At 70.3% G+C, this 24276-nt stretch carries 23 protein-coding genes and 1 pseudogene; 4 read left to right on the top strand and 20 right to left on the bottom strand.

The genetic code is table 11. From position 1 onward, the window contains the following. Positions 1-31: 31 nt before the first annotated feature. The 4 genes from pyrH to AB0H81_RS26365 form a co-directional block, all read right to left on the bottom strand. On the bottom strand, positions 32-814 hold the full coding sequence (gene pyrH, locus AB0H81_RS26380) for a UMP kinase (RefSeq protein ID WP_358379770.1): 783 nt from the start codon (positions 812-814) through the stop codon (positions 32-34). Positions 815-865: 51 nt separating this feature from the next. Beyond that, entirely contained in the window at positions 866-1699 is an 834-nt protein-coding gene (gene tsf, locus AB0H81_RS26375; RefSeq protein ID WP_358379767.1) for a translation elongation factor Ts, read from the bottom strand. Positions 1700-2785: 1086 nt separating this feature from the next. Continuing rightward, positions 2786-3736 (bottom strand): 30S ribosomal protein S2, encoded by a 951-nt coding sequence (rpsB, locus tag AB0H81_RS26370; protein ID WP_358379765.1) that lies wholly within the window; start codon positions 3734-3736, stop codon positions 2786-2788. Positions 3737-3971: 235 nt separating this feature from the next. After that, entirely contained in the window at positions 3972-4586 is a 615-nt protein-coding gene (locus AB0H81_RS26365; RefSeq protein ID WP_358379763.1) for a winged helix-turn-helix domain-containing protein, read from the bottom strand. 70 nt (positions 4587-4656) lie between these two features. On the opposite strand from AB0H81_RS26365, the gene AB0H81_RS26360 reads away from it, so the two are divergent. After that, entirely contained in the window at positions 4657-5940 is a 1284-nt protein-coding gene (locus tag AB0H81_RS26360; RefSeq protein WP_358379760.1) for an MFS transporter, read from the top strand. Between the two features lie 131 nt (positions 5941-6071). Next, complete coding sequence (locus AB0H81_RS26355; protein WP_358379757.1) at positions 6072-7697, top strand: M23 family metallopeptidase; 1626 nt, start codon at positions 6072-6074, stop codon at positions 7695-7697. 87 nt (positions 7698-7784) lie between these two features. Here the strand turns inward: AB0H81_RS26355 and AB0H81_RS26350 are convergent, their stop codons facing one another. Together AB0H81_RS26350 and AB0H81_RS26345 are read right to left on the bottom strand one after the other, a co-directional pair. Continuing rightward, positions 7785-8087, bottom strand: a complete 303-nt coding sequence (locus tag AB0H81_RS26350; RefSeq protein WP_358379754.1) for a hypothetical protein — start codon at positions 8085-8087, stop codon at positions 7785-7787. A gap of 469 nt (positions 8088-8556) precedes the next feature. Then, positions 8557-9432, bottom strand: coding sequence for a tyrosine recombinase XerC (locus AB0H81_RS26345; protein ID WP_358379751.1), 876 nt, complete (start codon positions 9430-9432; stop codon positions 8557-8559). Between the two features lie 432 nt (positions 9433-9864). Between AB0H81_RS26345 and AB0H81_RS26340 the strand changes: the two genes are divergently transcribed. Further along, the gene (locus tag AB0H81_RS26340; protein WP_358379748.1) at positions 9865-10725 is read left to right on the top strand and encodes an SDR family NAD(P)-dependent oxidoreductase; all 861 of its coding nucleotides are present in this window, start codon (positions 9865-9867) and stop codon (positions 10723-10725) included. 10 nt (positions 10726-10735) lie between these two features. Further along, complete coding sequence (locus tag AB0H81_RS26335; protein WP_358379744.1) at positions 10736-11596, top strand: MerR family transcriptional regulator; 861 nt, start codon at positions 10736-10738, stop codon at positions 11594-11596. Between the two features lie 205 nt (positions 11597-11801). On the opposite strand, the gene dprA is transcribed toward AB0H81_RS26335, so the two are convergent. The 14 genes and pseudogenes from dprA to AB0H81_RS26265 form a co-directional block, all read right to left on the bottom strand. After that, the gene (gene dprA / locus AB0H81_RS26330; RefSeq protein ID WP_358379741.1) at positions 11802-13067 is read right to left on the bottom strand and encodes a DNA-processing protein DprA; all 1266 of its coding nucleotides are present in this window, start codon (positions 13065-13067) and stop codon (positions 11802-11804) included. A gap of 286 nt (positions 13068-13353) precedes the next feature. Beyond that, positions 13354-14889: a YifB family Mg chelatase-like AAA ATPase gene (locus tag AB0H81_RS26325; protein ID WP_358379738.1), complete on the bottom strand. Its 1536-nt coding sequence runs from the start codon at positions 14887-14889 to the stop codon at positions 13354-13356. Beyond that, complete coding sequence (locus AB0H81_RS26320) at positions 14890-15618, bottom strand: YraN family protein (RefSeq protein ID WP_358379804.1); 729 nt, start codon at positions 15616-15618, stop codon at positions 14890-14892. Between the two features lie 699 nt (positions 15619-16317). Next, the gene (locus AB0H81_RS26315) at positions 16318-16641 is read right to left on the bottom strand and encodes a DUF2469 domain-containing protein (RefSeq protein ID WP_355354054.1); all 324 of its coding nucleotides are present in this window, start codon (positions 16639-16641) and stop codon (positions 16318-16320) included. 39 nt (positions 16642-16680) lie between these two features. Continuing rightward, positions 16681-17349, bottom strand: coding sequence for a ribonuclease HII (locus AB0H81_RS26310; protein WP_358379735.1), 669 nt, complete (start codon positions 17347-17349; stop codon positions 16681-16683). 54 nt (positions 17350-17403) lie between these two features. Then, complete coding sequence (lepB, locus tag AB0H81_RS26305; protein WP_358379732.1) at positions 17404-18012, bottom strand: signal peptidase I; 609 nt, start codon at positions 18010-18012, stop codon at positions 17404-17406. Then, positions 18012-18941 (bottom strand): signal peptidase I, encoded by a 930-nt coding sequence (lepB, locus tag AB0H81_RS26300; RefSeq protein WP_358379728.1) that lies wholly within the window; start codon positions 18939-18941, stop codon positions 18012-18014. Before lepB (AB0H81_RS26300) ends, lepB (AB0H81_RS26305) begins: the two co-directional genes overlap by 1 nt. Before the next feature lie 141 nt (positions 18942-19082). Next, a complete protein-coding gene (gene rplS, locus AB0H81_RS26295; RefSeq protein ID WP_358379725.1) occupies positions 19083-19445 on the bottom strand; it encodes a 50S ribosomal protein L19 in 363 nt (120 codons plus the stop codon). A gap of 136 nt (positions 19446-19581) precedes the next feature. Next, the gene (gene trmD / locus AB0H81_RS26290) at positions 19582-20391 is read right to left on the bottom strand and encodes a tRNA (guanosine(37)-N1)-methyltransferase TrmD (protein WP_358379802.1); all 810 of its coding nucleotides are present in this window, start codon (positions 20389-20391) and stop codon (positions 19582-19584) included. A gap of 35 nt (positions 20392-20426) precedes the next feature. After that, positions 20427-20930, bottom strand: coding sequence for a ribosome maturation factor RimM (rimM, locus tag AB0H81_RS26285; protein ID WP_358379722.1), 504 nt, complete (start codon positions 20928-20930; stop codon positions 20427-20429). Positions 20931-20999: 69 nt separating this feature from the next. Then, positions 21000-21245, bottom strand: a complete 246-nt coding sequence (locus AB0H81_RS26280) for an RNA-binding protein (protein WP_020546537.1) — start codon at positions 21243-21245, stop codon at positions 21000-21002. A 1-nt stretch (position 21246) separates the two neighbouring features. Next, positions 21247-21690, bottom strand: a complete 444-nt coding sequence (gene rpsP / locus AB0H81_RS26275) for a 30S ribosomal protein S16 (protein WP_358379720.1) — start codon at positions 21688-21690, stop codon at positions 21247-21249. 710 nt (positions 21691-22400) lie between these two features. Beyond that, positions 22401-23957: a signal recognition particle protein gene (ffh, locus tag AB0H81_RS26270; protein ID WP_358379717.1), complete on the bottom strand. Its 1557-nt coding sequence runs from the start codon at positions 23955-23957 to the stop codon at positions 22401-22403. 55 nt (positions 23958-24012) lie between these two features. Then, positions 24013-24276, bottom strand: a pseudogene (locus tag AB0H81_RS26265) (ATP-binding protein); the annotation flags it as partial.

Below are 24276 nucleotides of genomic sequence, written 5' to 3'. Positions count from 1 at the left end.
GTCTTCTAGCTGGCGGATCGGGCTCGCTCGCTCACTTGCCTGCGGGACTCACCAGCGTGCCGATTTTCTCACCGCGGACCGCTCGCAGGATGTTGCCCTCACCCATGAGATCGAAGACCACGATCGGCAGGTCGTTGTCCTTGCACAGGCTGATCGCGGTCGCGTCCATGACCTGCAGGTCGCGGATCAGCACCTCGCCGTAGTCGAGGTGGTCGAACCGCACCGCGTCGGGATTCTTGCGCGGGTCGGAGTCGTAGACGCCGTCGACCTGGGTGCCCTTGAGCAGCGCCTCGGCGCCGATCTCGAGGGCGCGCTGGGACGCGGCGGTGTCGGTGGAGAAGAACGGCGAGCCCAGCCCCGCCCCGAAGATCACCACGCGGCCCTTCTCCAGGTGCCTGATCGCCCGGCGAGGCAGGAACGGCTCGGCCACCTGCTGCATGGTGATGGCCGTCTGGACCCGCGTCTCGACGCCGCGGCGCTCCAGGAAGTCCTGCAGCGCCAGGCAGTTGATGACCGTGCCCAGCATGCCCATGTAGTCGGCGCGGGCCCGGTCGATGCCCTGCTCCGACAGGGCGGCCCCGCGGAACATGTTGCCACCGCCGACCACCACCGCGACCTGCACGCCCTCGCGCACGGCCTCGGCGATCGAGTCGGCCAGGTGGTCGACCACCAGCGGGTCGATCCCCAGCGGGTCGCCGCCGGCGAACGCCTCTCCGGACAGCTTCAGCATCACCCGCTTCCAGCGCAGCGGGCTCTGGGACGGACCGGGATGCGAGGAAGCCGCCGACGTGGCTGGCTCCTGATTGTCCTGCACGGCGGCGGCCTCCTTCTTAGGCGGTTCGGTGGGCTGAAGGTTCGCTCAAGCCTAAGCCTGACCGACCTTGAAACGGACGAACGAGAGCACCTCGACGCCGTTCTCCTCGGCGTACTTGCCGATGCTCTTCTTGTTGTCCTTGACGAACGCCTGCTGGAGCAGCGTGAAGTCCTTGTACCAGCCGTTCACGCGACCCTCGACGATCTTGCCGATGGCGGCCTCGGGCTTGCCCTCCTCGCGGGTCATCTCCTCGAAGAGCTTGCGCTCCTTCTCGACGACCTCGGCCGGGACGGTGGCGGCGCTCAGGTACTGCGGGGCCATCGCGGCGGCGTGCTGCGCGATGTCCTTGGCGACGTCGGCGTTCGGCTTGTCGAGCTGCACGAGCACGCCGACGGCCGGCGGCAGCGCCGGGTCGGTGCGGTGCATGTAGGCGCCGATGTAGCCGCCCTCCAGGACCGCGAAGCGGCGGATCTCGATCTTCTCGCCCAGCGCGGCGTTGGCGACGTCGAGGTGCTCCTTGACGGTCTTGCCGTCGAAGGACGACTCCAGCAGAGCCGCGACGTCGGCCGGCTTGGTGGCCAGGACGTGGTCGACGACCTGGGAGGCCAGCTCCTGGAAGCGCTCGCCCTTGGCGACGAAGTCGGTCTCGCAGTTCAGCTCGAGCAGCGCGGCGGCGGAGTCGCCGTCCTGCTTGAGGGCGACCAGGCCGTTGGAGGCGGTGCGCGCCTCGCGCTTGCCGACGTCCTTGGCGCCCTTCAGGCGCAGCAGCTCGATGGCGCGGTCGAAGTCGCCCTCGGCCTCCTCGAGCGCCTTCTTGCAGTCCATCATGCCGGCAGCGGTGATCTCGCGAAGCCGCTTGACGTCGGCCATGTTCACGGAAGCCATTGCTTTTTCCTCGTGGGATTTCGTCGTGGATCGGATGGGCGCCGGGTCCGGCTCCCACCCTGGGGTGGTACGGCCGGCGCGTGCCGTACGGAAGCTTGGCCTTGCTCGGTGTCTAACCCGAGCAGGTGGCCGCTAACCCGGGCGGCGGGCCCGGTTTCGCGACCTTGTGTGGAGCGGTCTTGTGCGGGGCGGTCCTGTGCCGAGCGACCTTGTGACCTTGTACCGAGCGGCCTTGCGCGGAGTGACCTTGTGCGGAGCGACCTTGTGCGGAGCGGCGGGCCTGTTCGGCCCTGCCGCCTGCCGTGTCCATCCCGCCTGGCCCGCCGCTCCGAAGCGCCCTGCCGGGCGATCCGGTCCGGCTGTCCGGCAGGCGCCCCTGGAGGCCGATCCGGCCGGTCCCGGCTGACGTTCGCCGGGAACCGGTCCGACCGTTCCGCAGGGGCTGCCCGGGACAGGTCCGACCGATCCGCAGGAGCTGCCCGGGGCAGGTCCGACCGATCCCCAGAGGCTGCCCCGGGACCGGTTGGGCCGTTCCGCGGGCGCCGCCTGGGACCGGGGTCGGTCCCGGGAGACGTCGGCGGGTGCCCACCTGAGGCGTCCTCGGTGAGGGCCAGCCGGCGGCGGCCCTCCCGGTGACGGCCTCCTCGGTGCCGGCCGACTGACGGCGGCCTTCCCGGTGACAGCGTCCTCGGTGCCGGCGCCCCGCGCGGCGAGGCCCTCGGTCCGGAGTTCCGGCGGCGACGCCGGAACGTCGCCGGAGAAACGCCACCCGAGCGGCTCCCCGTCGTCCGGGACATGCCACCCGTGCGGCTCCCTCTCGTCCGGGACACGCGGCCCGTTCGACTTCCCGTCGCCCGGGACGTGCCGTCCGGACGCCGTCCGGAGCGACTCTCCGTCACCCTGGCGCATCGCCTCGGTCGCCTCGTCTCGGTCGCCTCGATCGGGTCGTCTCCTGGGGACGCGGGAGGCGTTGCTCCTCCCGCGTACCGCTCCGAACACGCGCTCACCGGCGGCGCCGCCCCTGGCCCCTCACCCCGTCCGCCCCGTACAGGCGGCCGGGGTGCGGGCCAGGCGTGACCCGGTCGGTCAGGCCTGCGGCTGCTCGGTGCCGGCCTCGGCCTCGGTGGCCTCGGCCGGAGCGGCGTCCGCGGGAGCGGCGTCGGCCTCGGCCTCGGCCTCGGCCTCGGTCTCGGCGGGAGCCTCAGCGGCAGCGGCCTCAGCCGGAGCGGCCTCGGCGGGAGCGGCCTCGGCGGCGGTCTCGCCCGAGCCCTGCTCGATGAGCTCGCGCTCCCACTCGGCCAGCGGCTCGGCGGCGGCGGGCTTCTCGTCACCGCGGGCGGCGCCGGAGCGGGCCATCAGACCGGCGGCGACACCGTCGGCGACCACCCGGGTCAGCAGGCCGACGGCGCGGATCGCGTCGTCGTTGCCGGGGATCGGGTAGTCGACCTCGTCGGGGTCGCAGTTGGTGTCGAGGATCGCGACGACCGGGATGCCAAGCTTCTTGGCCTCGCTGATCGCGATGTGCTCCTTCTTGGTGTCGACGACCCACACGGCGCTGGGCACGCGGCCCATGTCGCGGATACCGCCGAGCGTGCGCTCCAGCTTGTCCTTCTCACGGCGGCGCATGAGGAGCTCCTTCTTGGTGAGCCCCGAGCCCGCGACGTTGTCGAAGTCGAGCTCCTCCAGCTCCTTCAGGCGCTGGAGCCTCTTGTGCACGGTGGAGAAGTTGGTGAGCATGCCACCCAGCCAGCGCTGGTTGACGTACGGCATGCCGACGCGCGCGGCCTGCTCGGAGATGGCCTCCTGAGCCTGCTTCTTCGTGCCGATGAACAGGATCGTGCCGCCGTGGGCGACGGTCTCCTTGACGAAGTCGTACGCGCGGTCGATGTAGGACAGCGACTTCTGCAGGTCGATGATGTAGATGCCGTTGCGCTCGGTGAAGATGAAGCGCTTCATCTTCGGGTTCCAGCGGCGAGTCTGGTGACCGAAGTGAACGCCGCTTTCGAGCAGCTGTCGCATGGTGACGACGGGGGCCATCTGCTGGTCCTCCAGGTAAGGGCGCCCGCGGGCAGGCGCGGTTCTCGGTTGTGACGCGGCAGCCGAACGGCCACCGCCCTGATGCCCCGAACCGCGCCAGCCGGGCCTGGGCCCGGACCGATGGTGCGATCCGTGACGGGGCATGCGAAGTCGGCCTGTGGTGACAGGCCACCGGAAAGTCTACCTTGGACGCCACCCCGGCCTGACCGCTCACGGCCAACCGCCGCGCCTCGGGTCATCCCGCGCCGTGGTCCTCCGTGGGCAGGCCCGGCGCGGGCCTGCGCACATGGGGGAAGAGGTTGACCTGCGCCTCCGCGACCCGGGCCCCGGGCGGGGCGGCGTCGGGCGACCGGTGGCGGGCCATGTACGGCTGCAGGAGTTTCTCGATCTCCTGGGCGAGCAGGGCCAGCTCCGCGGCGTCGACCCGGAGGATGGTCCGGCCGAAGTGGGTGGCCTCGCGCCACTCCACGGGCTCCTGGTCGTAGTGGGCCAGCGCCCGCCGCGCCTCCTCGTCCGCTTCCCTGCGGAACGCCTGGATGAGCAGGTCCTTGGCCTCTCGCACCTCGGGCTGGTCGTCGGGGAGCCGCCCGACGGCGAAGGTCTTGTCCGCCGCCTTCCACAGGCGTTCCCTGCCGTCCCCGCGAGGCGGAGCGTCCTCGACGAACCCGTACTTCGCCAGCATGCGCAGGTGGTAGCTCGCCGCGCTCGGCGTGATGCCCGCCCCCTCGGCGACGTCGGTGGCCGTGACGCTGCCCCCGGCGCCGAGCCGGCTGAGGATCGCCAGCCGCGCGGGGTGGGCCAGAGCCCGCATCGCCTTCGGGTCGCTGAGGCTCTCCTTCTCCCGCGTCATGCGCCCAAGGTACCCGGATCGAGACGTGAAGCATTGCCTTCACAACTCTGAAGGATTACTTTCACATTCTATGAAGCGTTCCCTTCACACCTCGCCCGCCGGGACGCCCCTCCGGAGGCAGCGCGACTACCGCTTGCTGTGGTGCGCCCGGACCGTCTCGATCACCGGCTCGGAAGTGTCGAAGCTGGCCATCCCCCTCACGGCGGTCACACTCCTCACGGCCTCGCCCGCCGAGATGGGACTCCTCGCCGCCGCCGCCTCGGTGCCCGCCCTGGTGTTCGGCCTCCAGTCCGGCGCGATCGCCGACCGGCTCACCCGGCACCGGCCGGCCATGATCGCCTGCGAGGTGGTGTCCGCCCTGGCGGCGGCGACCATTCCGCTGGCCTGGTTGCTGGGGGTGCTGAACATGCCGTGGCTGATCACCGTCGCGCTCGTCGTGGGCACGGCCGCGGTGATGTTCAGAGCCGTGAACTTCCCCCACCTGGCCGTCATCGTCCCCCCCGACCAGCGCACCGAGGCGATGGCCGGGCTGCAGGCGTCCTACTCCGTCGCCACGGTCGCCGGGCCCGGCCTCGCGGGCCTGCTCGTGCAGTTCCTCACGGCCCCGCTCGCCGTACTGGCCGAGGCCGTGTCGTTCCTGACGTCCGCGCTGCTGCTGCGCTCCATCCGCACCCCGGACCGCCACGAACCCGCCCGGTCACGGGGAATGTGGCACGACGTGGTCGAAGGGCTCCGTGTCAGCGCCACCAACCCGGTGCTGCGCGCGCTGCTCGGCGCCGGTGTCACGATCAACTTCTTCGCGATGACGTACGTCGCGGTGCACATGCTGTACATGGTCAACACCCTGGGCATCCCCAAGGGGCTCATCGGGGTCCTGATCGCGTGCAGCGGTCTCGGAGGCCTGCTCGGCGCCTGGGTCACGACCCGCGCCGCCGGCCGCTTCGGCGAGAACCGCGTGCTGCTGGTGTCCGTGCTGTTCTTCCCGCTGGAGATCCTGGTCGTCGGCCTGCTGGACGGCCCGCTCTGGTGGAAGGTGGGAGTGCTCGCCGTGACGGGGACGGTCACCGGCGGCATCGTGGTCGCGTTCTCCACCTGCATGGGCGCCCTCACGCTCCGGGAGACCGCGCCCGAGCTGCGGGGCCGCGTCAACTCCACGATGACCTTCGCGGCGCAGGGGGTCATGGCGCTCGGCGGCCTGGCGGGCGGCCTCCTGGCGGAGTGGGTCGGCCTTCGCACCGTGATCCTCCTCTCGGCCGCGGGCATCGCGTTCAGCACCCTGTGGATCTGGGCCTCTCCCCTGCGCCCGCGCCGCGCCACACGTCACGAGTCGCCCTCACCCGAACGACTTCCCTGAACGGGACCCGCTTCGACCTTTTCCCTGAACAGGACCCCACTTGACCGCTTCGTCTGTGGACAACGCTCACCCGTCCACAGAACCGCGTTCGCCTGCCCGGACGAGACCGCGTCCCGGCCAGACTCCCCGGCATGCCGACGCCCCGCCTCCCCCTACGCACGTCCCGCCGGATCCGCTGTCGGGCGCCCCTGACGCTGATCCTGCTCACCGTCGTGGTCCTCGTCCCGCTGCTGCCGGCGTCGCCCGCGACGGCGGACCCCGCCGTGTGGCGCTGGCCCGTGGAGGGCCGGGTGAGGATCGCGCGCCCGTTCGCCCCGCCCCTCGAACGCTGGCTGGCCGGGCATCGCGGCATCGACCTCGCCGCTCCGCCCGGGACGCCGGTCCTCGCCGCCGGCGCCGGCACCGTGCGTTACGCCGGCCGGCTCGCGGGCCGGGGCGTGGTGTCCATCGAGCATCCCGGCGGCCTGCGCACCACGTACCTCCCGGTCGCCCTCTCGGTGCGGCGCGGCCAGCGCGTCTCGCCAGGAGACCGGCTGGGAACGCTGGAGGAGCCGACAGGCCACTGCGAGGGGTCGTGTCTGCACTGGGGCCTCCTGCGACCGCCTCGCTACCTGGATCCCCTTCTCCTGCTGGGACGGGCCCGCATCCGCCTGCTCCCGTTCTGGACCCCGGAACCCGAACCGGGACCGCTGTACGGCCCACCTTCCGTGCCCAGCGGAGAGTCGCTCGCGTCACTGGGCGTGGAACCGGAGGGCACGCCCAGTGACCCGCTCATCACCATGGCTCCCGCATCTCCACCAGCGGCGTCCCCATGGACGACGACCACACACCCGACGACACCGCCGGCACTTCCTGAGCCGCCGTCAGTTCGTGAGACCCACGGCATCGTTCCCCCGGGGTACGGCGCCCAGGCAGCCCAGCACCCCACCACGCCGACAATGGGCTCCCGCCGGGCGGCACCTAACCCGGGAGTCATGGCGAACGCGGAACCCGTACTGCACGGTTGGGCGGACGACCACACCCACCCCCAAGGCCACCATGGGACCCCAGGCAGGGGCCTGCTGCTGCAAAGCCACGGCATCGCCCCGGGCGGCGCTCCGAGGCAGGTGCGGGACCGCGCTGTGGAACGAGACCACGACCCGGGACGAGACGACGATGAGATACGAAGCCACGATTCGGCACGTGGCCTCAATGTGGACCGGAGCCTGGATGTGACGCGAGGCCTCAACGTGAAGCCGAGCCTGGATGCGGCGCAAGGCCTCAGCGCGAAGCCGAGCCTCGCTGCGGCGCAGGGCCTCAATGTGGAGCGGAGCGACGCCGACGCCGCCGTCAGACCTGGCAACCCAACGAGCGACACATGGACGCTCCCGCTTGAGCATCCAAGCCTTCTCCTCGCGGCGCTGACGAGCCCTCCAAGCCCTCCAAGCCCTCCACCATGCGCATCACCAAGCGCGACGCCCAGGACGCCAAGCTCGGCATCCAGCGTGTGGTCGCTACGGTTCCCCCACGGCCCCGCCGCGGCACCCGCCGCAGGTGCCCTGGGCACGGCCACCCTCCTGGCCGGCCTCCTCCTGGTCGTACTGCTGCGCCACCGGAAGCCGCACACCCGCCGGGTCAAGCCGAAGCCGAGGTCTCGGACGGTAAGAGGCGCCCACCGAAAGCATCCGCGCCCACCAGGGAACGGCCCGGAGGAGAGAGGGAACCCGGCTTCTCAGCGCGCCGCCCCCTGGCCAACAGCGAACCCCCCGACCGCATAGCCGCGAATACGCACCACCCCGCCGAGCGCTCCCCTCTCACTCGTGCCACCACCCGGCACGGCGCTTCCGCCACCCGGCACAGCGGCCTCAACTTCGCCGGGACCGGCGTCGAAGTCGACGCACGGACTGCCAGACGATCGCCAGCACGATGACGAGCGGCATCCCCGCGAACGGCACGTGCAGCCACAGCGGCGTCCCCGCCGGACCAGACGGCTTCGGCGGCAGATAGATGATCGACCAGACGTCGTTGCTGGTCGCGAGCGACATGAAGTACACGGTCAAGTCGGCGAACGCCGCGTCGAAGATTCGCCCGGAGACCCAGGACGCGTATCCGGCAAGCAAGATTATCGCTGCGACCCGCTTGCGCAGGGAGCGGCGGCTGTTGCTCACGTCACCGACTCGCGCTTCCTGGCAGCGGAAAACCGGGGTTGGCGAGCGACGCATCCTGGGGAAACGCGCCGCTGGGTGATATCCCGGCCGCCACCGCCGGACTCATCCCCGATCGTCCCGATCCGTCACCGGTTCACCCAAGCCCTCAAACCCCATACGCGCATGCCCAGCCCCAACGTGCAGCGCGCCAAAGGACAGGCCCCCTCCGGTTTGCAGGTCTCCCCAGATATCTCGGTCCAACAGCCCTAGCCCAGAAGCGGATGCGGAGGCGCAGATCACGAAAGGGTGCGACCGCGAGAGGAGAGCCCGAGGGGGCAGAAGCCCGCGCAGAGCAGCGCGGCAAGAACCAAGGCGTCGAGCAGGACCGGCGACACGCCTCCCCAATCCGAGCAGAATCGGCGACACGCCTCCCCAGCCAAAGCAGGGCCGGCGCCACGGCTTTCCAGAGCGAGCCGGCACGGCCAGGGGGTCAGGCGCGGGGATGGGCCTGCCGATATGCCGCGCGCAGCCGGTCGATCGAGACGTGGGTGTAGATCTGGGTGGTGTTGAGCGAGGCGTGCCCGAGCAACTCCTGAACGCTGCGCAGGTCGGCGCCTCCCTCCAGCAGGTGGGTCGCCGCGCTGTGCCTCAGGCCGTGCGGGCTGAGGTCGGGCGAGCCCTCAACGGTTCTCAACCGCCCGTGTACGGCTCGGCGCACGGTGCCGGGGTCGATCCGGCCGCCTCGTATCCCCAGGAACAACGCCGGGCCCGAGTGCGGGCGGATCCACAGGGGACGGCCGTGTACACACCAGCGATCCAGCGCCCGCAGAGCAGGACCACCGAAAGGCACCGAACGCTCCTTCCGTCCCTTCCCGAGCACGCGGATGACGTTGCGGTCGCGGTCGACGTCGTCCACGTCCAGCGCGCACAGCTCGCTCACCCGTACGCCGGTCGCGTACAGCAGCTCCAGGATCGCCTGGTCTCGAAGCTCCTTGGGGTCGCCGGTCGTGGGCAGGTCGAGGGCGGCTCTCGCCTGGCCCTGGTCGAGTACGGCGGGCAAGGTGCGTGGCGCCTTGGCGCTGCCCAGCAACAGACCCGGATCGTCCGGCAGCCAGCCGCGGCGATGGCAGTGGGCCGTGAACGTGCGGGCACATGCGGTGCGCCGCGCGAGCGTCGCGCGTGCCTTCCCCTCCGTGTGCTGCCCGGCCAGCCACTCCCGCAGCGTGGCGATGTCGAGCCGCTCCAGCCGGCCGTCGATGTGCGCCATCAGCGAAGCGACGTCCGACAGGTAGGCCCTGACCGTGTGCGGAGAGAGGTCTCGCTCAAGGCGCAGATACCTGTCGAACCCATGGATCACCTGCTCCATGTTCGCTTCCTGACTCATGTCACCCCCAGGCAACAACTGCCCCATGGTTCGCCTTAGTACCCATCATCGCCCGCTGCTGCCCGCTATGAGTCATTACTCACTCGGCGGGCGGAGAGAAGCTCCGCCTCAGAAGCCGGATATCAGCCATGCCGAGAGCCGCTCCAGGCCTCTTCGAGCGCACTCATGTCAGTCAATCCGGGAGCCACCTGGTCTTCCTCGTCGGCGCGTGGCCGTCGCTCGCCTGCCCTCCGGCTAGGAGCTCGGCATGCAGGGGTCCTGATAGCCGTTGCCGCACATCCAGCCGAACATCCATACATCCATGCAACGGATACTGCTCCGATCCTGGGGGTGACAGGTGCCGTCGTCGCTCTTCGTCGTTCATGGTCGCGCCGGTTTGCGTTCGAGCGCGCTCAAAGCCGTAGCGTCGCCGCCATGACGACACAGACCTGGATCATCACCGGCGCGTCCCGCGGTTTCGGGCGCGCATTGGCGGAGTCGGCGCTCGCGGCGGGTGATCACGTGGTGGCGGCGGTGCGCCGGCCCGAGAGCGTGGCCGACCTGGAGGCGAAGTACCCGGACACCTGCATGATCGCGAAGTTCGACGTCCGCGACATCGCCGCGGCCACGGACCTCGTGCGCGACACCCTCGACCGTTTCGGTCAGCTCGACGTCCTCGTCAACAACGCGGGCCGGGCCGTGGTGGGAGCGGTCGAGGAGGTCAGCGACACGCAACTGCGCGAGCTGATGGACCTGCACCTGTTCGGCCCTGCCGCGCTCGTCCGCGCGGCGCTGCCCGCGATGCGCGCGCGGCGCACCGGGACGATCGTGCAGATGAGCAGCCAGGGCGGGCGGATGTCGTTCCCCGGCGTGTCGACTTACTCCGCGTCGAAGTTCGCCCTCGAAGGCTGGTCGGAGTCCCTGGCTGGGGAGGTCGCGCCGTTCGGGATCCGCGTGATGATCGTCGAACCCAGCCGATTCCGGACCGACTTCAACGGGGCCGATGTCCTGGAGTTCGCTGAGGCGTCCGAGACCTACGGTGACCTGCTCGCCGCCGTCCGCGCGGACATGGCCGGGGCCGACGGCCTTCAAGAGGGTGACCCGGCACGGGCGGCCGAGATCATCGTGTCACTCGCGCACAGTGACGAGGTGCCGCTGCGGCTGCCGCTCGGACGCGAGGCGGTCGAGCGCATCTCGGGTGTGTACCGCCGCGGGCTGGACGAGGTCGAACGGTGGGCCGAGACCGCCCGCAGCGCCGACTTCGAGGGCGTCGCAGCCTCGGTACGGCCGATCTAGGCTGGCTGTCATGGCCACCGACGATCTGATGACCAGGGCGCTCGAAACGCTCGGGGACGATGAGCCGCTGTCGGTCGAGGCGATCCACCGCCTCACCGGCCCGGCCGACGTACCCGAGCCGATGATGATCGCTGAAGTCGCCGACCTCCTCGACATCTCGCCGCACACGCTGCGTTACTACGAGCGGGCCGGGCTGGTCGAGGTGGCCCGCGACAGCCACGGTCATCGCGTCTACGACGCTGAAGCGGTGCGGCGCCTGGTCTTCCTCACCAGGATGCGGCTGTCCGGCATGCCGATGCGCGACCTGCAGCATTACATCTCGCTCGTCGACGCCGGGGAGGACACGGTGCCCGAGCGGCTCGACATGCTGCTAGAACATCGCGACACCATCCGCCGCCGGATCCGTGAGCTGACCCTTTCCCTCACGGCGACCGAGTACAAGATCGCCACCTACGGAGGCTCCACCGGACCAGACGTTCCGACCCTCAACACCACCACCGGACCAAGCGCCCCAGCCCTCGACACCGCTACCGAGCCGAATGTCCCGATCCTCAACACCACCATCGGATCAAGCGCCCCAGCCCACGACACCGCTACCGAGCCGGACGTCCCGACCCTCAACACCACCACCAAACCGAGCGCCCCAGCCCACGACACCGCTACCAAGCCGGACGTCCCGACCCTCAACACAGCCACAGAGCCGGACGTTCCGACCCTCAACACAGCCACAGAGCCGGACGTTCCGGCCGTCAACACCACCACCGATATCGACCGCGTACCTGGCACCGACCGCACGCCGTTGCCGTACAAGCCGCTGCCGGACGAGCTGCTGCCCCACGGGCCGCTGCGACGGTCACCACCGGCAGGGTGAGGGGCCCTACGCCCGCCCGAATGCGAGAGCCCGCCGCCCGTAGATCTTCGGCGGACCGCTGCCGGCCTGAGACAGTCGTCCTCGCTCTGCCCGGGCTCCACCTGGACCTGGGGGTCGCCGACGGCATGGGCGGCGGCTGTCGAGGGAGACTCGAGACTGCCACCACATCGGGCAGCAGGGCCTTCAGTCACGTATGGGCGATAGTTCACCGATCAGGCAGTCCAGCAAGCACTCCTGTCTCCGGTGGCTCGATGAAGGCGTCCGCGCCTGAGGAGTCGACCGGGTCAGGGAGCACGGCGTCCGTTTTGCGGTACGAGGCTGATGCCGGGCGGCGGAGGCGCCAGCCTTTCTCCACGCGTTCGACGTAACCGGCGGCTGCCAGGCCGCCGAGGGCGCTCAGCGTTGCGTCCAGCGACACGCCGGCGGACAGCGCGATGGAGGCCGGTCCGGTCCCGCCTCTGGAGGGGACGGCGTCCAGCACCTTGCGTGTGACCTCGTTCAAGGCGTCCCGAGGAACCGCCGGGCCCCGGGCACACGGTGCGAGGTCACCGCCGATCGTGCCCACCAGCTCGATCATCTCCTCAGGTGTGGTGACGCAGGTCGCCTTACGCTCGCGGAGAAGCCGATGGCATCCGGCGGACATCATGGATGTGATCGGTCCTGGCACGGCGGCGAGGTGGCGGTTCAGGACAAGGGCGTGGGCGGCGGTGTTGAGGGCCCCGCTGCGCAACGCCGCCTCCACGACCACGGTGCCCCGGGACAGCGCGGCGATGAGGCGGTTGCGGATCAGGAACCGGGCGCGTGTGGGGTGCACGCCAGGCGGGCACTCGCTGACGATGACCCCCTGCTCTCGGGCAGCGGCGAACAGCTCGTGGTGCCCGCGCGGGTAGGAGACGTCAACGCCGCAGGCCAACACCACGACCGTCGGGGTGTCCGACGCCAGCACCCCTCGATGGGCCGCGCCGTCCACGCCGTAGGCGCCGCCGGAGACCACGGTCCAGCCGTCCTCCCCGAGGCCGAGCCCGAACTCCGCGGCCACGTGCAGCCCGTACGGGGTAGCCGACCGGGCTCCGACGACGGCCACGGATCGCAGGCACGAGAACCGGAGGTCGACCGGGCCGTGCAGCCACAGGCCGAGCGGGCGAGTGGCGCCTAGCTGGTCGAGCTGCGTGGGCCATTCCGGGCTGCCAGGCACGATCAGCCGGGCTCCGAGCCGCTCACCGGTCGCCAGGTCGGCCACCGCGTCCGCCGCCGCCAGGCGGACGTGCCAGGTGCTCAGCCGCTGATCGAGCTTGGCGGGGCGCTGTTGCTTCGCCTCCTGCGTCACGAAGTCAGGGGGGAGCGTTCGTTCGCGGATCGCCTCGACGGCCGCGGGCGCGCCGGAATGGGCCACGAGGCGGCCCATCGTCGCGTCGCCCGCATCGGCGACACGCATGAGCGCGGCCCTGGCCATGAGTTCAGCACTGTTCATGGTCGTGGGTGTGGCTTCCGGTCCGGTTCTTCTCTGTTCGTGGACCTCTGTTCTGTTCGTGAGCTTCTGTTCTGCGCTTCCCCTTCCCGGTTCTCCGTTCCTCGCTTCGTGGCATAGATGACCATCGGGGCATGGGCGGTCATCGAGGCGGTGGCTATCAGGGCCTGGGCGGTCGGGGCGTGGGCTGTCTTCGGGGTCTGGGCGGTCGGGGCGTGGGCTGTCTTCGGGGTCTGGGCGGTCGGGGCGTGGGCTGTCTTCGGGGTCTGGGCGGTCTTCGGGGTGTGGGTCATGAGTTCAGTCCCATCCAGAGGGCCAGGGCCGTGCCGGTTTCGTCTGAGCCCGGCCGGGGTTTACCGGCGAGGTCGGCGAGGGTCCAGGCGACCCGGACGACGCGGTCGAGGCCTCGGGCGCTGAGCGTGCCGGAGTCGAGGCAGGACGAGACCTGCTTCATCGCCTCGTCACTGGGGCGGTAGTCGGCGTGCAACGCTGAGGACGGGATCTCGGCGTTCGTGCGCCACGGGGTGCCGGACAGGCGTTCGGCCGCGCACTCTCGGGCGGCGAGGACGCGGGCCGCCACCGTCTTGCTCGACTCCACGAACTGTCGGTCGGCCATCAGCTCGCGCCGCGACGAACGCGCCACGGTGACCTTCATGTCGATCCGGTCGATGAGCGGGCCGGAGAGGCGACCTAGGTAACGGCGCCTGACCGTGGGGGTGCACGTGCAACTGTCGCCCTTGTCCTGGGGCTGGGCGCAGGGGCAAGGGTTGGCGGCCATGACCAGGATGAACCGCGCCGGGAAGGTGACCGCCCCGGCCGACCGGGACACCGTCACCTGGCCCGATTCCAGGGGCTGGCGCAGGGCGTCGAGCACATGGCGCGGGAACTCCGGGGCCTCGTCCATGAACAGCACCCCCCGGTGGGCCAGGGAGACGGCTCCCGGGCGCACGATGGTGCTGCCTCCGCCCACGATCGCGGCCGACGTGGCCGTGTGGTGTGGGCTCACGAACGGCGGCCTGTTGATCATGGGACTGCTGGGCGGTAGCACACCGGCGACGGAATGGATGGCCGTCACCTCCAGCGCGTGGTCGAGCTCCAGGTCCGGCAGAAGGGTCGGCAGGCGTTCGGCCAGCAGTGTCTTGCCTGTGCCCGGCGGGCCGAGCATCCAAAGGTTGTGGCCTCCGGCCGCGCAGACCTCCAGGGCCCGACGGGCGACGGGCTGGCCGACCACGTCCGACAGGTCCATGGCCGGGGCGATCGTGGGCGGCGTCACGTTCGTCAGGTCGAACGGAAGAGGTTCCGGCGGGTCGTCGCCCTTGCGCAGCCACTCCACGAGCTGTCGCAGGTTGGACACCGGCATCATCCTGACGTCGGGCACCAGGGCGGCCTCCGCCGCGTTGGCCGCCGGGATCACGACGGTGACCTCGCCATGCTTCGCGGCGCCCAGAACGGAGGGCAGCACACCACGTACGGGCCTGAGCCGACCGTCGAGGCCGAGCTCACCCAGGAAGAACGGCTCGGCGATGCGCTCGGCCGGTATCACACCCGCGGCACCGAGGATCGCGACGGCGATGGCCAGATCGAACTGGCTGCCCCGCTTCGGAAGGCTGGCCGGGAACAGGCTCACCGTGATGCGAGCGTCCGGCCACGGATAATGACTGTTGACCATGGCGGAACGGACCCGCTCCCGGGCCTCGCTCAGCGCCGTGTCGGGCAGGCCGATCAGGTGGATTCCGGCCAGACCGTTGCCCACGTCGGCCTCCACCTCGACGCTGCGGCCGGTCACACCGACGAGCGCCACGCTGCGGGTCCTTGCCACTGCCACTCAGATCGCCCCCCGGACGTGGCGAAGGGAATAGTCGCCGGCGAAGCGCTCCAGCGCGACCACGTCTACCCGCACCGTCTGGAACGTGCGCGGCTGGCCGGTCAGCCATTGGGCGGCCAGCATGCGCAGCCGGCTCAGCTTGGCCGGGCGTACGGACTCCAGAGCGGTGCCGTGGGAGCGGCTCGATCGGGTCTTCACCTCGACCACCACCAGGGCGGGGCCGTCTTCGGCGATGATGTCGATCTCGCCGTGGCGGCAGCGCCAGTTGCGGTCAAGGATCTTCATTCCCTCGGACGTGAGGTAGTCGACGGCGAGTTGCTCGCCGTGCCGGGCGAGCTGCTGTCTTGCGAGCCCACGAGTTGCCGGCCGACGAGTCGCCGGCTGGTGTGTCGCGGGTTCGTGTGTCCGGGGTTCACGTGTCAGGGGTTCGTGTGTCGCAGGTCCCTGCGTTAGGGGTTGGTGTGTCACGGGTCCCCGCGTAACGGCGTCCTGGATCACGCGTCCACGCCTCACGGGGCCCTGCGTCACGGGTCCCTGCGGCACGGGTCCAGGCCTCGCAAGGGCACGCGTCGCAGGGTCGTGTGTTGCAGGGCTGTGCGGTGCATGGTTGTGCGTCGTAGGTTCGGGTCCCGCGGGTTCGTGCTGGGTGAGCTTTCCGGGCTCGCGCCCGCTGGGCCCCTGTCTTCCGGGGTCTTGGCTCCCGGGCTCTCGCGTTCCGGGCTTGTTCATCATGGCCATGTGGCAGCACCTCCGGGCACCGACTTTCGTGGATGCGGAGGGCCGACTTGAGTGGCGAACGGGGTTCTGGGGATGAGGGGGTTCGGGAGTGGCCGGTTGTGGATAACGGGGCTTCCCGCGGGACGCGCCGGTAGGTACTGCACACCTGCCAGACCCATGCATGCGGGCTTAGAGAGCTGGGGTGTCCTGCGGGCGTAGGGGGCGGGGAGTCAATGCGGACGTAGGGAGCTGAGGTGTCCTGCGGAGGAGCTGAGGTGTCCGTGCGGGCGGGCGTAGGTGCTGGGGTGTCCTGCGGGCGTCGTGGGCTCGATGTCCGCGGGCGTGGAGGGCGCGGCGATACCGGCGGACGTAGGAGATGCGAGGCCTGCGGGCGTAGGGGGGTGCGGCGGCCTGCGGGCGTAGGGGCGGTGTCCGTTCGGGCGAACGGGGCTGGTGCCGGTGCAGGAGTAGGAGGTGTGGTGTGCGGGCGGACGAGGTGGGACGTGCGTGCGGACATAAGGGGTGGAAGGTCCGTGCGGGCGTACGGGGTGGGATGGCGGACGCGACCGGAGAAGCAGCGCGACGCACCACGCGGCAAGCTCCTCCGCGCACCCCCCACAACGCGAAAGGGGCGCCCCACGGGACGCCCCTCAAGTCACCGGCCCGCCGCCCCCTCCCCCATCCCGCAGGGGCCGCGTGCCGGTACTGCGGTCAGCGGGAGAAGCCCTCCTTCGGCATCTCCAGGTCGGCCTTGGCGAGTTCCTCGACGTTGACGTCCTTGAACGTGACTACGCGGACGTTCTTCACGAACCGCGCGGGCCGGTACATGTCCCACACCCACGCGTCCTGCATCTTCACATCGAAGAAGACATCTCCGTTCTCCGCCGTGCGGACGTCGAGGTCGACTGAGTTGGTCAGGTAGAAGCGCCGCTCCGTCTCCACGACGTAGGTGAACAACCCGACGACATCGCGGTATTCGCGGTAAAGCTGCAGCTCCATCTCGGTTTCGTACTTCTCGAGATCTTCTGCGCTCATCGCGGTCCTCCTGTCGTACCGGTCCCCCGGCGTGCCCTGTCAGGCAACCCCGGCCCCCATTTCATTCTCGCCCATCTCCCTGGCCACCGTGACGAACGAGTATCGGTGGTGCGAGCACGGGCCGTGCGTCTCCAGCGCCCTGCGGTGGCCGGGCGTGACATAGCCCTTGTGGTCGGCGAACCCGTACACCGGGAACTCGCCGTCCAGTTCCACCATCATCCGGTCTCTGGTCACCTTGGCCACGATCGACGCGGCCGCCACGCAGGCGGCCACCTGGTCCCCCTTCCACACGGCCAGCGACGGCGCCGGCAGCCCCGGAACGGGGAAGCCGTCGGTCAGGATGTACTCCGGGTCACAGGTCAACCGCGCGACGGCGCGCCGCATTCCGGAGACGTTGCTCCGGTGCAGCCCGCGCGCGTCGATCTCGGCGGGCGGGATGACGACCACGCCCACGTGGGCGACCTCGACGATGCGCTCGTAGAGCCGTTCGCGTACGGCCGGCGACAGCAGCTTGGAGTCGCCGAGCCCGTCGATCTGTTTGCGCAGGACGACCGCGGCGACGACCAGCGGTCCGGCGCAGGCTCCCCGGCCTGCCTCGTCGGCCCCGGCGATCGGGGTCAGGCCGCGGCGCGCGAGCGCCCTCTCGTAGGCGTACAGTCCGGAGTCGCGCCGGACGACGCTGGGCCGGGGGCGGAACGCAACTGTCATGACAAGAGGCAGCGTACGCCCCAATGGCCGCGAACCGCGACCGAAACCCCAGCCCTACTTGACCTTGTCGAAGGTCTCGGGCTTGGTGAAGATCAGCCCGCGGTTCAGCGGCCAGTAGCGGAGCACCGCCTTGCCGATGACCGCGTCCTCCGAGATGAACCCGCCTCCCGGCTCCTCGACGTGGGCGCGCGAGTCACGCGAGTTGCTGCGGTGGTCGCCCATCAGCCAGAGCTTGCCCTGCGGCACCGTGTACTCGAACTTGTTCTTGGAGGGGTAGTCGCCAGGGTAGAGGTAGGACGCCTCGTCCAGCGGCGTGCCGTTGACCGTGACGCGCCTCTTGGAGTCGCAGCAGGCCACCTTGTCGCCGCCGACGCCGATGACCCGCTTGATGGTGTCCTCGTTGCCGTCGGCGTCCCAGCCCTTGAAGACGACGATGTCGCCCCGCTCGGGCTTGCCGGCGAGCTTGTTGACGAAGACGCGGTCGTTGATCAGCAGGGTGTTCTCCATCGACCCGGACGGGATGTAGAACGACCCGATCACGAACTGCTGGAGCACCAGGGCGATGCCGACACCGAGGATCAGCAGGAGGACGGTCTCCCGGAAGCCGCCGCCCTTCTTCTTGGGCTTCTCACGCCCGGCGTCCGGCTTCTTGATGCCGACCATCAGCGTCTCCAGGGGTGTTCGGCACCGTCCGTGCGGCGCGGACGACGCAGCCGGGGGCCGCCGGGCAGCCACCGCCGGCGGATCAGGACCAGGGGTACGGCCAGCGCGAATCCGGCGGCCAGCGGAACGGAGTCGCCCAGCGGGACGGGGTCGCCCAGCGCCCGCAGGGCGGGCTGGGAGAAGGTGGCGGGGATGTCGAGCGTGCCGGCGCGGGAGAACGGCCACACGATGACGAACGCCCGTCCGATGACCTGACCCACGGGGATGGAGCCGCCGCCCGGGTCGCCCGTGTGGGCCCGGGAGTCCAGCGAGACGTTCCGGTGGTCGCCCATCACCCACAGGCGCCCCTCGGGCACCTTGATGTCGAATGTGCGTTCGGAGGGCAGGTTGCCGGGATACAGGTAGCTGCCTTCGTCGATCGCCACGCCGTTGACCGTGATGCGGTTCTGGGCGTCACAGCACTTGACGTGGTCGCCGCCGACGCCGATGACCCGCTTGATGTAGTCCTTCTCGCCGGGCACCACGCCGAAGGCGGTGCCGACCCAGCGGAAGAAGGCGGCGACCGGGTTGGACGGCTCCTCCATCTCGAACTCGCCGTCCCAGGAGTCGACGCCGGAGAAGACCACCACGTCGCCGCGCTCGATGTCGCGCGTGTGGTAGACGAGCTTGTTGACCAGGACCCGGTCGTTCTTGAGGAGGGTGTTCTCCATCGACTCGGACGGGATGTAGAAGGCCTGGACCACGAACGTCTTGATGATCAGGGCCAGGACCAGCGCCACGACGACGAGGACGGGCAGTTCCTTCCAGAAGGAACCTTTCTTGTCCTTTTTGTCGTCTTTCGCTGGCTTCTGCGTCTCTTCCGCGACCACGTCCACCTCGTCCTCGACAGGGCGGCGCGACGCGCCGTGCTCCTGGCTCTCGCTAGTCATCGCTGACGAGCCTAGATGATGCACCGGCTCGACAAGCCTCGACCGAGGCTACACCCGCGCCCGAGTCGCTCCGTATAAAGGAAACGCCCCGGTAAAGCCAAATGGCCCGCGCAGAACGCGGGCCACGGGCTGAACCAAGGGTCACTTGGCGGGGGTCGCCTCACGCTTCTCGCGGATGCGGGCGGCCTTGCCGCGAAGGTCACGCATGTAGTAAAGCTTCGCCCGGCGGACGTCACCGCGGGTCACGAGCACGATCTTCTCGATGATCGGGCTGTGCACCGGGAAGGTGCGCTCGACGCCGACACCGTAGCTGACCTTGCGGACCGTGAAGGTCTCGCGGGCGCCGCTGCCCTGGCGGCGCAGCACGAAGCCCTTGAAGACCTGGACACGGGAGCGGTTTCCTTCGACGACGCGCACGTGCACCTCGAGCGTGTCACCGGGACGGAAGTCCGGTACGTCGCTACGCAGGGTCGTCTTCTCGAGCTCCTGGATCTTCGTGTGCATGAGAGCTGTCCTCAAGTCTCGCGAGCACGCGGAGGTCCACCCGGCCTGAGCTCGCGGCGGACACGCTTGCTGATGTGATGAACCCGGGAGCCTCTCCCGGGCATGGCAGACCAACCACATGACGGTTGGCAACGCTTCAGTGTGCCATATCTTCCGGCCCGACGCGAAACGCCAGCTCCTCCAGCAGCTTCCGGTCGTGCTTGTCGAGCGTCGCGGGGTCGATCGCCGCCGCCAGCTCGGGCCGGTTGGCGATGGTACGGCGGAGCGCCTCGTCGCGGCGCCACCGGGCGATCTTCCCGTGGTGGCCCGACAGGAGCACCTCCGGGACCTCGTGACCGCGCCACACCGGCGGCTTGGTGAAGACGGGGCCTTCGAGCAGGTTGCGCATGGCGCCGGGGGCGAAGGAGTCGTCGACGGCCGAGTGGACGTTGCCCAGCACGCCGGGCAGCAGCCTGCCGATCGCCTCCACCATGACGAGCACGGCGACCTCGCCACCGGCCAGCACGTAGTCGCCGATGCTCAGCTCGTCGACGCGCATCCGCGTGCCGTACTCGCGCATGACCCGCGAGTCGATGCCCTCGTAACGGCCGCACGCGAACAGCAGCCACGGCTCGGCGGCCAGCTCCTGGGCGATCTCCTGGGTGAACGGCCGTCCGCTGGGCGTCGGCACGATGATCCGCGGGGCCGCCGGAGCCTCGTCATCGCCGTCGGCCGCGCCCTCGGCGATGACGGCGTCGATGGCCTCGCCCCACACCTCGGGCTTCATGACCATGCCGGGGCCGCCGCCGTACGGGGTGTCGTCGACGGTCTTGTGGACGTCGTGCGTCCAGTCGCGCAGCTGGTGGACCCGTACGTCGAGGGTGCCGCGCTCGCGCGCCTTGCCGATGAGCGAGACGTCGAGCGGCGAGAAGTACTCGGGGAAGATCGAGACGATGTCGAGCCGCATGCCCGGGACCGTACGCTCGCCGTGCGGTCCGGCGGTCATGACAGCAGCCCCTCGGGCGGGTCCACCACGATCCGGCCGCCGGGGACGTCGACCTCGGGCACGAGCGCCCGGACGAACGGGACGAGCGCGTCGTCCTGCCCCGGACGGCCGACGACGAGGAGATCCTGGCCGTGGTGCAGGACGTCGGTGACCTCGCCGACCGGCTCCCCGGAGGTCGTCACCACCGCGAGCCCGATCAGCTCGTGGTCGTGGAACTCGTCGGGGTCGTCGGACGGCTCCACCTCGGCCGAGTCGATGACGAGCATGGTGCCGCGCAGGCTCTCGGCCGCGTCGCGGCCGGCGACGCCGGCGAACGTGACCAGCAGCACGTCCTTGTGCCAGCGGCGGCCCTCGACGACGAGCGGCCCCCTGCCGGGAGGGTCGGTCGCGATCGACGCGCCGACGGCGAAGCGCAGCTCGGGATCGTCGGTGCGCACCTCCACGGTCACGTCACCACGGATGCCGTGCGGGCGGCCTATCCGGCCGACGACGAGCTGCACGTGTACCTGCCTTCTCTCACGCGAGCGCCCTCATCGGAACGAGACCGATGAGGGCGCGAATTCCTGACGCTAACGGACTGCTTCGTCCAGGTCGAGCAGATCGACCCGCACGTACTTCCCGTCGGCCAGGGCGTTCACCACGGTGCGCAACGCCTTGGCGGTGCGCCCGCCGCGACCGATGACCTTGCCCAGGTCCTCGGGGTGCACCCGGACCTCCAGGACGCGCCCGCTGCGGATGCGGCGTGCGCGGACCCGGACATCGTCAGGATGTTCGACGATGCCCTTCACGAGGTGCTCGAGAGCCTCCTCGAGCACGTCAGGCCTCGCCCTCGGTCTGGGTCTCGGCGGCGGCGGCCTCGGCGTCGTCCTTCTTCTTGGCCTTCTTCGGCGTGGTGGCGGCCGTGCCGGTGTCGCCACCGGACAGGGCCTCCTTGGCCGCGGCCTCGTAGAGGGCGTGGCGGTCGGCGGCCGGCTCGGCGACCTTCAGCGGGGCCGGGGCGGCCTCGCCCTTGAACTTCTGCCAGTCACCGGTGAGCTTGAGCAGCTTCAGCACCGGCCCGGTCGGCTGCGCGCCGACACCGAGCCAGTAGGCCGCGCGCTCGGCGTCGACCTCGATGCGCGAAGGGTTCTCCTTCGGGTGGTACAGGCCGATCTCCTCGATCGCCCGGCCGTCACGCTTGGTGCGGCTGTCGGCGACGACGATACGGTACTGAGCGTTGCGGATCATGCCGAGCCGCTTGAGCTTGATCTTGACTGCCACGGGTGTGGTCTCTCCTGCTTTTGAGCGCGGGTGAGCGACGCCTCGCCGAGTGGGGCACGACAGGACGCTCGCTCCAGGGACAGGCGTGGCCGTCGGGAGGTGAGAGGGCACCCGACTGGTCACGGTGTTCCAACATGTCATTCTGCCAGATCCCAGACACTGCCAGCGACGCGACGCGCGCACACGGCCTCACCCGGCCGCCGCCCTCGCGCCGCCCCCGGGCTTCTCGGGGCTTCCCGGGGGAATGTCCTGCGGGAAGGGCGCCCGGGGACGCCCTGAGTGACGGCCGGTCGGGAACACCCTGAGTGACGGCGAGGCAGGGACACCCCGAGGGTCGGCGGGGCGGGATCCGTCGAGGGACGGCCGGGGCATCGCCGCCAGGTGACGGCAGGGGCGGGGGGCGCCGCCAGACGGCAGGGGCGTCGGCGACAGGTGACAGCGGGGGCGGAGGCGTCGGCGACAGGTGACGGCGGGGCGCGGCGAGGGGCGCCAGGTGACGACGCAAGACGCGGTTCGCGAGCCCTCGCCACGATCAGCGCGCAGGCCACGCCCCGCCACCAGGAGGCGCGACACTGGGAGGCGCGACACCGAAGGATGCGCCGCCAAGAGACGCACCAGCGAAAGGCGCGCCACCGAGAGACGCACCGGCAGACGGGGATGACGCGGCGACGCCGTCCCCCGGGACGACCACGGGGAACGGCGTCAGCAGGTCACTTCTGGCGCGGCGGCAGGTTGAGCTTGCTGGGGTCGAAGCCCGGCGGGAGCTCCATGCCCGGCGGCAGCTTGCCGGCGCCGAGGTTGCCCAGCAGGCCGCCGGGCTTGGGAGCGGCCGGCGGCGCGTCGTCGGACTGGCCCTTGCCGAGCGCGGCCTTGCGCGGGTCACCGCTGACCCGGCGCCCCTTCTTGGCCTTCTTCTGCGCCTTGGCGGCCTTGCCCCTGCCGCCCGGCATGCCGGGCAGGCCCATGCCCCCGGCCACGCGCTTCATCATCTTCTGGGCCTCGAAGAAGCGGGTGACGAGGTTGCTGACGGCCGTGACGGTGACACCGGAGCCGGCGGCGATGCGGGCGCGCCGCGAGCCGTTGATGATCTTCGGGTCCTGGCGCTCGGCCGGGGTCATCGAGCGGATGATGGCGGCGATGCGGTCGAGGTCGCGGTCGTCGATGGAGTTGAGCTGGTCGCGCATCTGGCCCATGCCGGGCATCATGCCGAGCAGGTTCTTGATGGGGCCCATCTTCTGGACCATCATCATCTGCTCGAGGAAGTCCTCGAGGGTGAAGTTCTCGCCCGAGGTGAGCTTGCCCGCCATCTTGGCGGCCTGCTCCTCGTCGAACGTCTTCTGGGCCTGCTCGATCAGGGTGAGGATGTCACCCATGTCGAGGATGCGGGACGCCATCCGGTCGGGGTGGAAGGCGTCGAAGTCCTCGAGCTTCTCGCCGGTGGAGGCGAACATGATCGGCCGGCCGGTGATGTGCCGGACCGAGAGGGCGGCGCCACCCCGGGCGTCGCCGTCGAGCTTGGTGAGGACGACCCCGTCGAAGCCGACGCCCTCCATGAACGCCTGGGCGGTGGTGACCGCGTCCTGGCCGATCATGGCGTCGACCACGAACAGGACCTCGTCGGGCGTGACCGCGGCGCGGATGTCGGCGGCCTGCTTCATCATCTCCTGGTCGATGCCGAGGCGGCCGGCCGTGTCGATGATGACGATGTCGTGCTGCTGGCGCCGGGCCTCGTCGATGGAGCGGCGGGCCACGTCGACGGGGTCGCCGACGCCGCTGCCGGGCTCGGGGGCGTAGACGGCGACCTGCGCCCGCTCGCCGACGACCTGGAGCTGCTGGACGGCGTTGGGCCGCTGGAGGTCGGCGGCGACCAGCAGGGGCACGTGGCCCTGCTCGCGCAGCCAGCGGGCGAGCTTGCCCGCCAGCGTGGTCTTTCCGGCGCCCTGGAGGCCGGCGAGCATGATCACCGTCGGCGGCGTCTTCGCGTAGCGGAGCCTGCGGGTCTCGCCGCCGAGGATCTCGATCAGCTCGTCATTGACGATCTTGACGACCTGCTGCGCCGGGTTGAGTGCCTGAGAGACCTCGGCGCCGCGGGCGCGCTCCTTGACCTGGGCGACGAATGCCTTCACCACAGGCAGCGCGACGTCGGCCTCGAGCAGCGCGATGCGGATCTCGCGGGTGGTGGCGTCGATGTCGGCGTCGGACAGCCGACCCTTGGATCGGAGGGAGGAGAAGACCGATGTCAGCCGGTCGGAAAGCGTCTCGAACACGTGGTTGGCCAGTCCTCGAAGCGAATGTAGGTCTGAACTCAGCCTAGCCGCTCCGTCAGCCGCTCCAGCCTGGCACGGCCATCCGCACGGTCAACGCGTGCTCGACCAGATTGATCAACGCGCTCTTGACCGAGTCCTTCGACCGCGCGTCCAACCGCACCAGCGGAATGTGCGCCGCCAACGTCAACGCATCCCGCACTTCCGCATCACTGTGCGGATACGAACCGTCCCAGCCGTTGATCCCCACGATGAACGGAAGCTGCGCCTCCTCGAAATAATCGATCGCCGGGAAACTGTCCGCCAACCGGCGCGTGTCCAC

The organism is Nonomuraea sp. NPDC050691 (assembly GCF_040654455.1).
Taxonomy (GTDB): Bacteria; Actinomycetota; Actinomycetes; order Streptosporangiales; family Streptosporangiaceae; genus Nonomuraea.
Note: the sequence above shows the minus strand (reverse complement) of the source record. Positions and strands in the feature narration are given on the sequence as shown.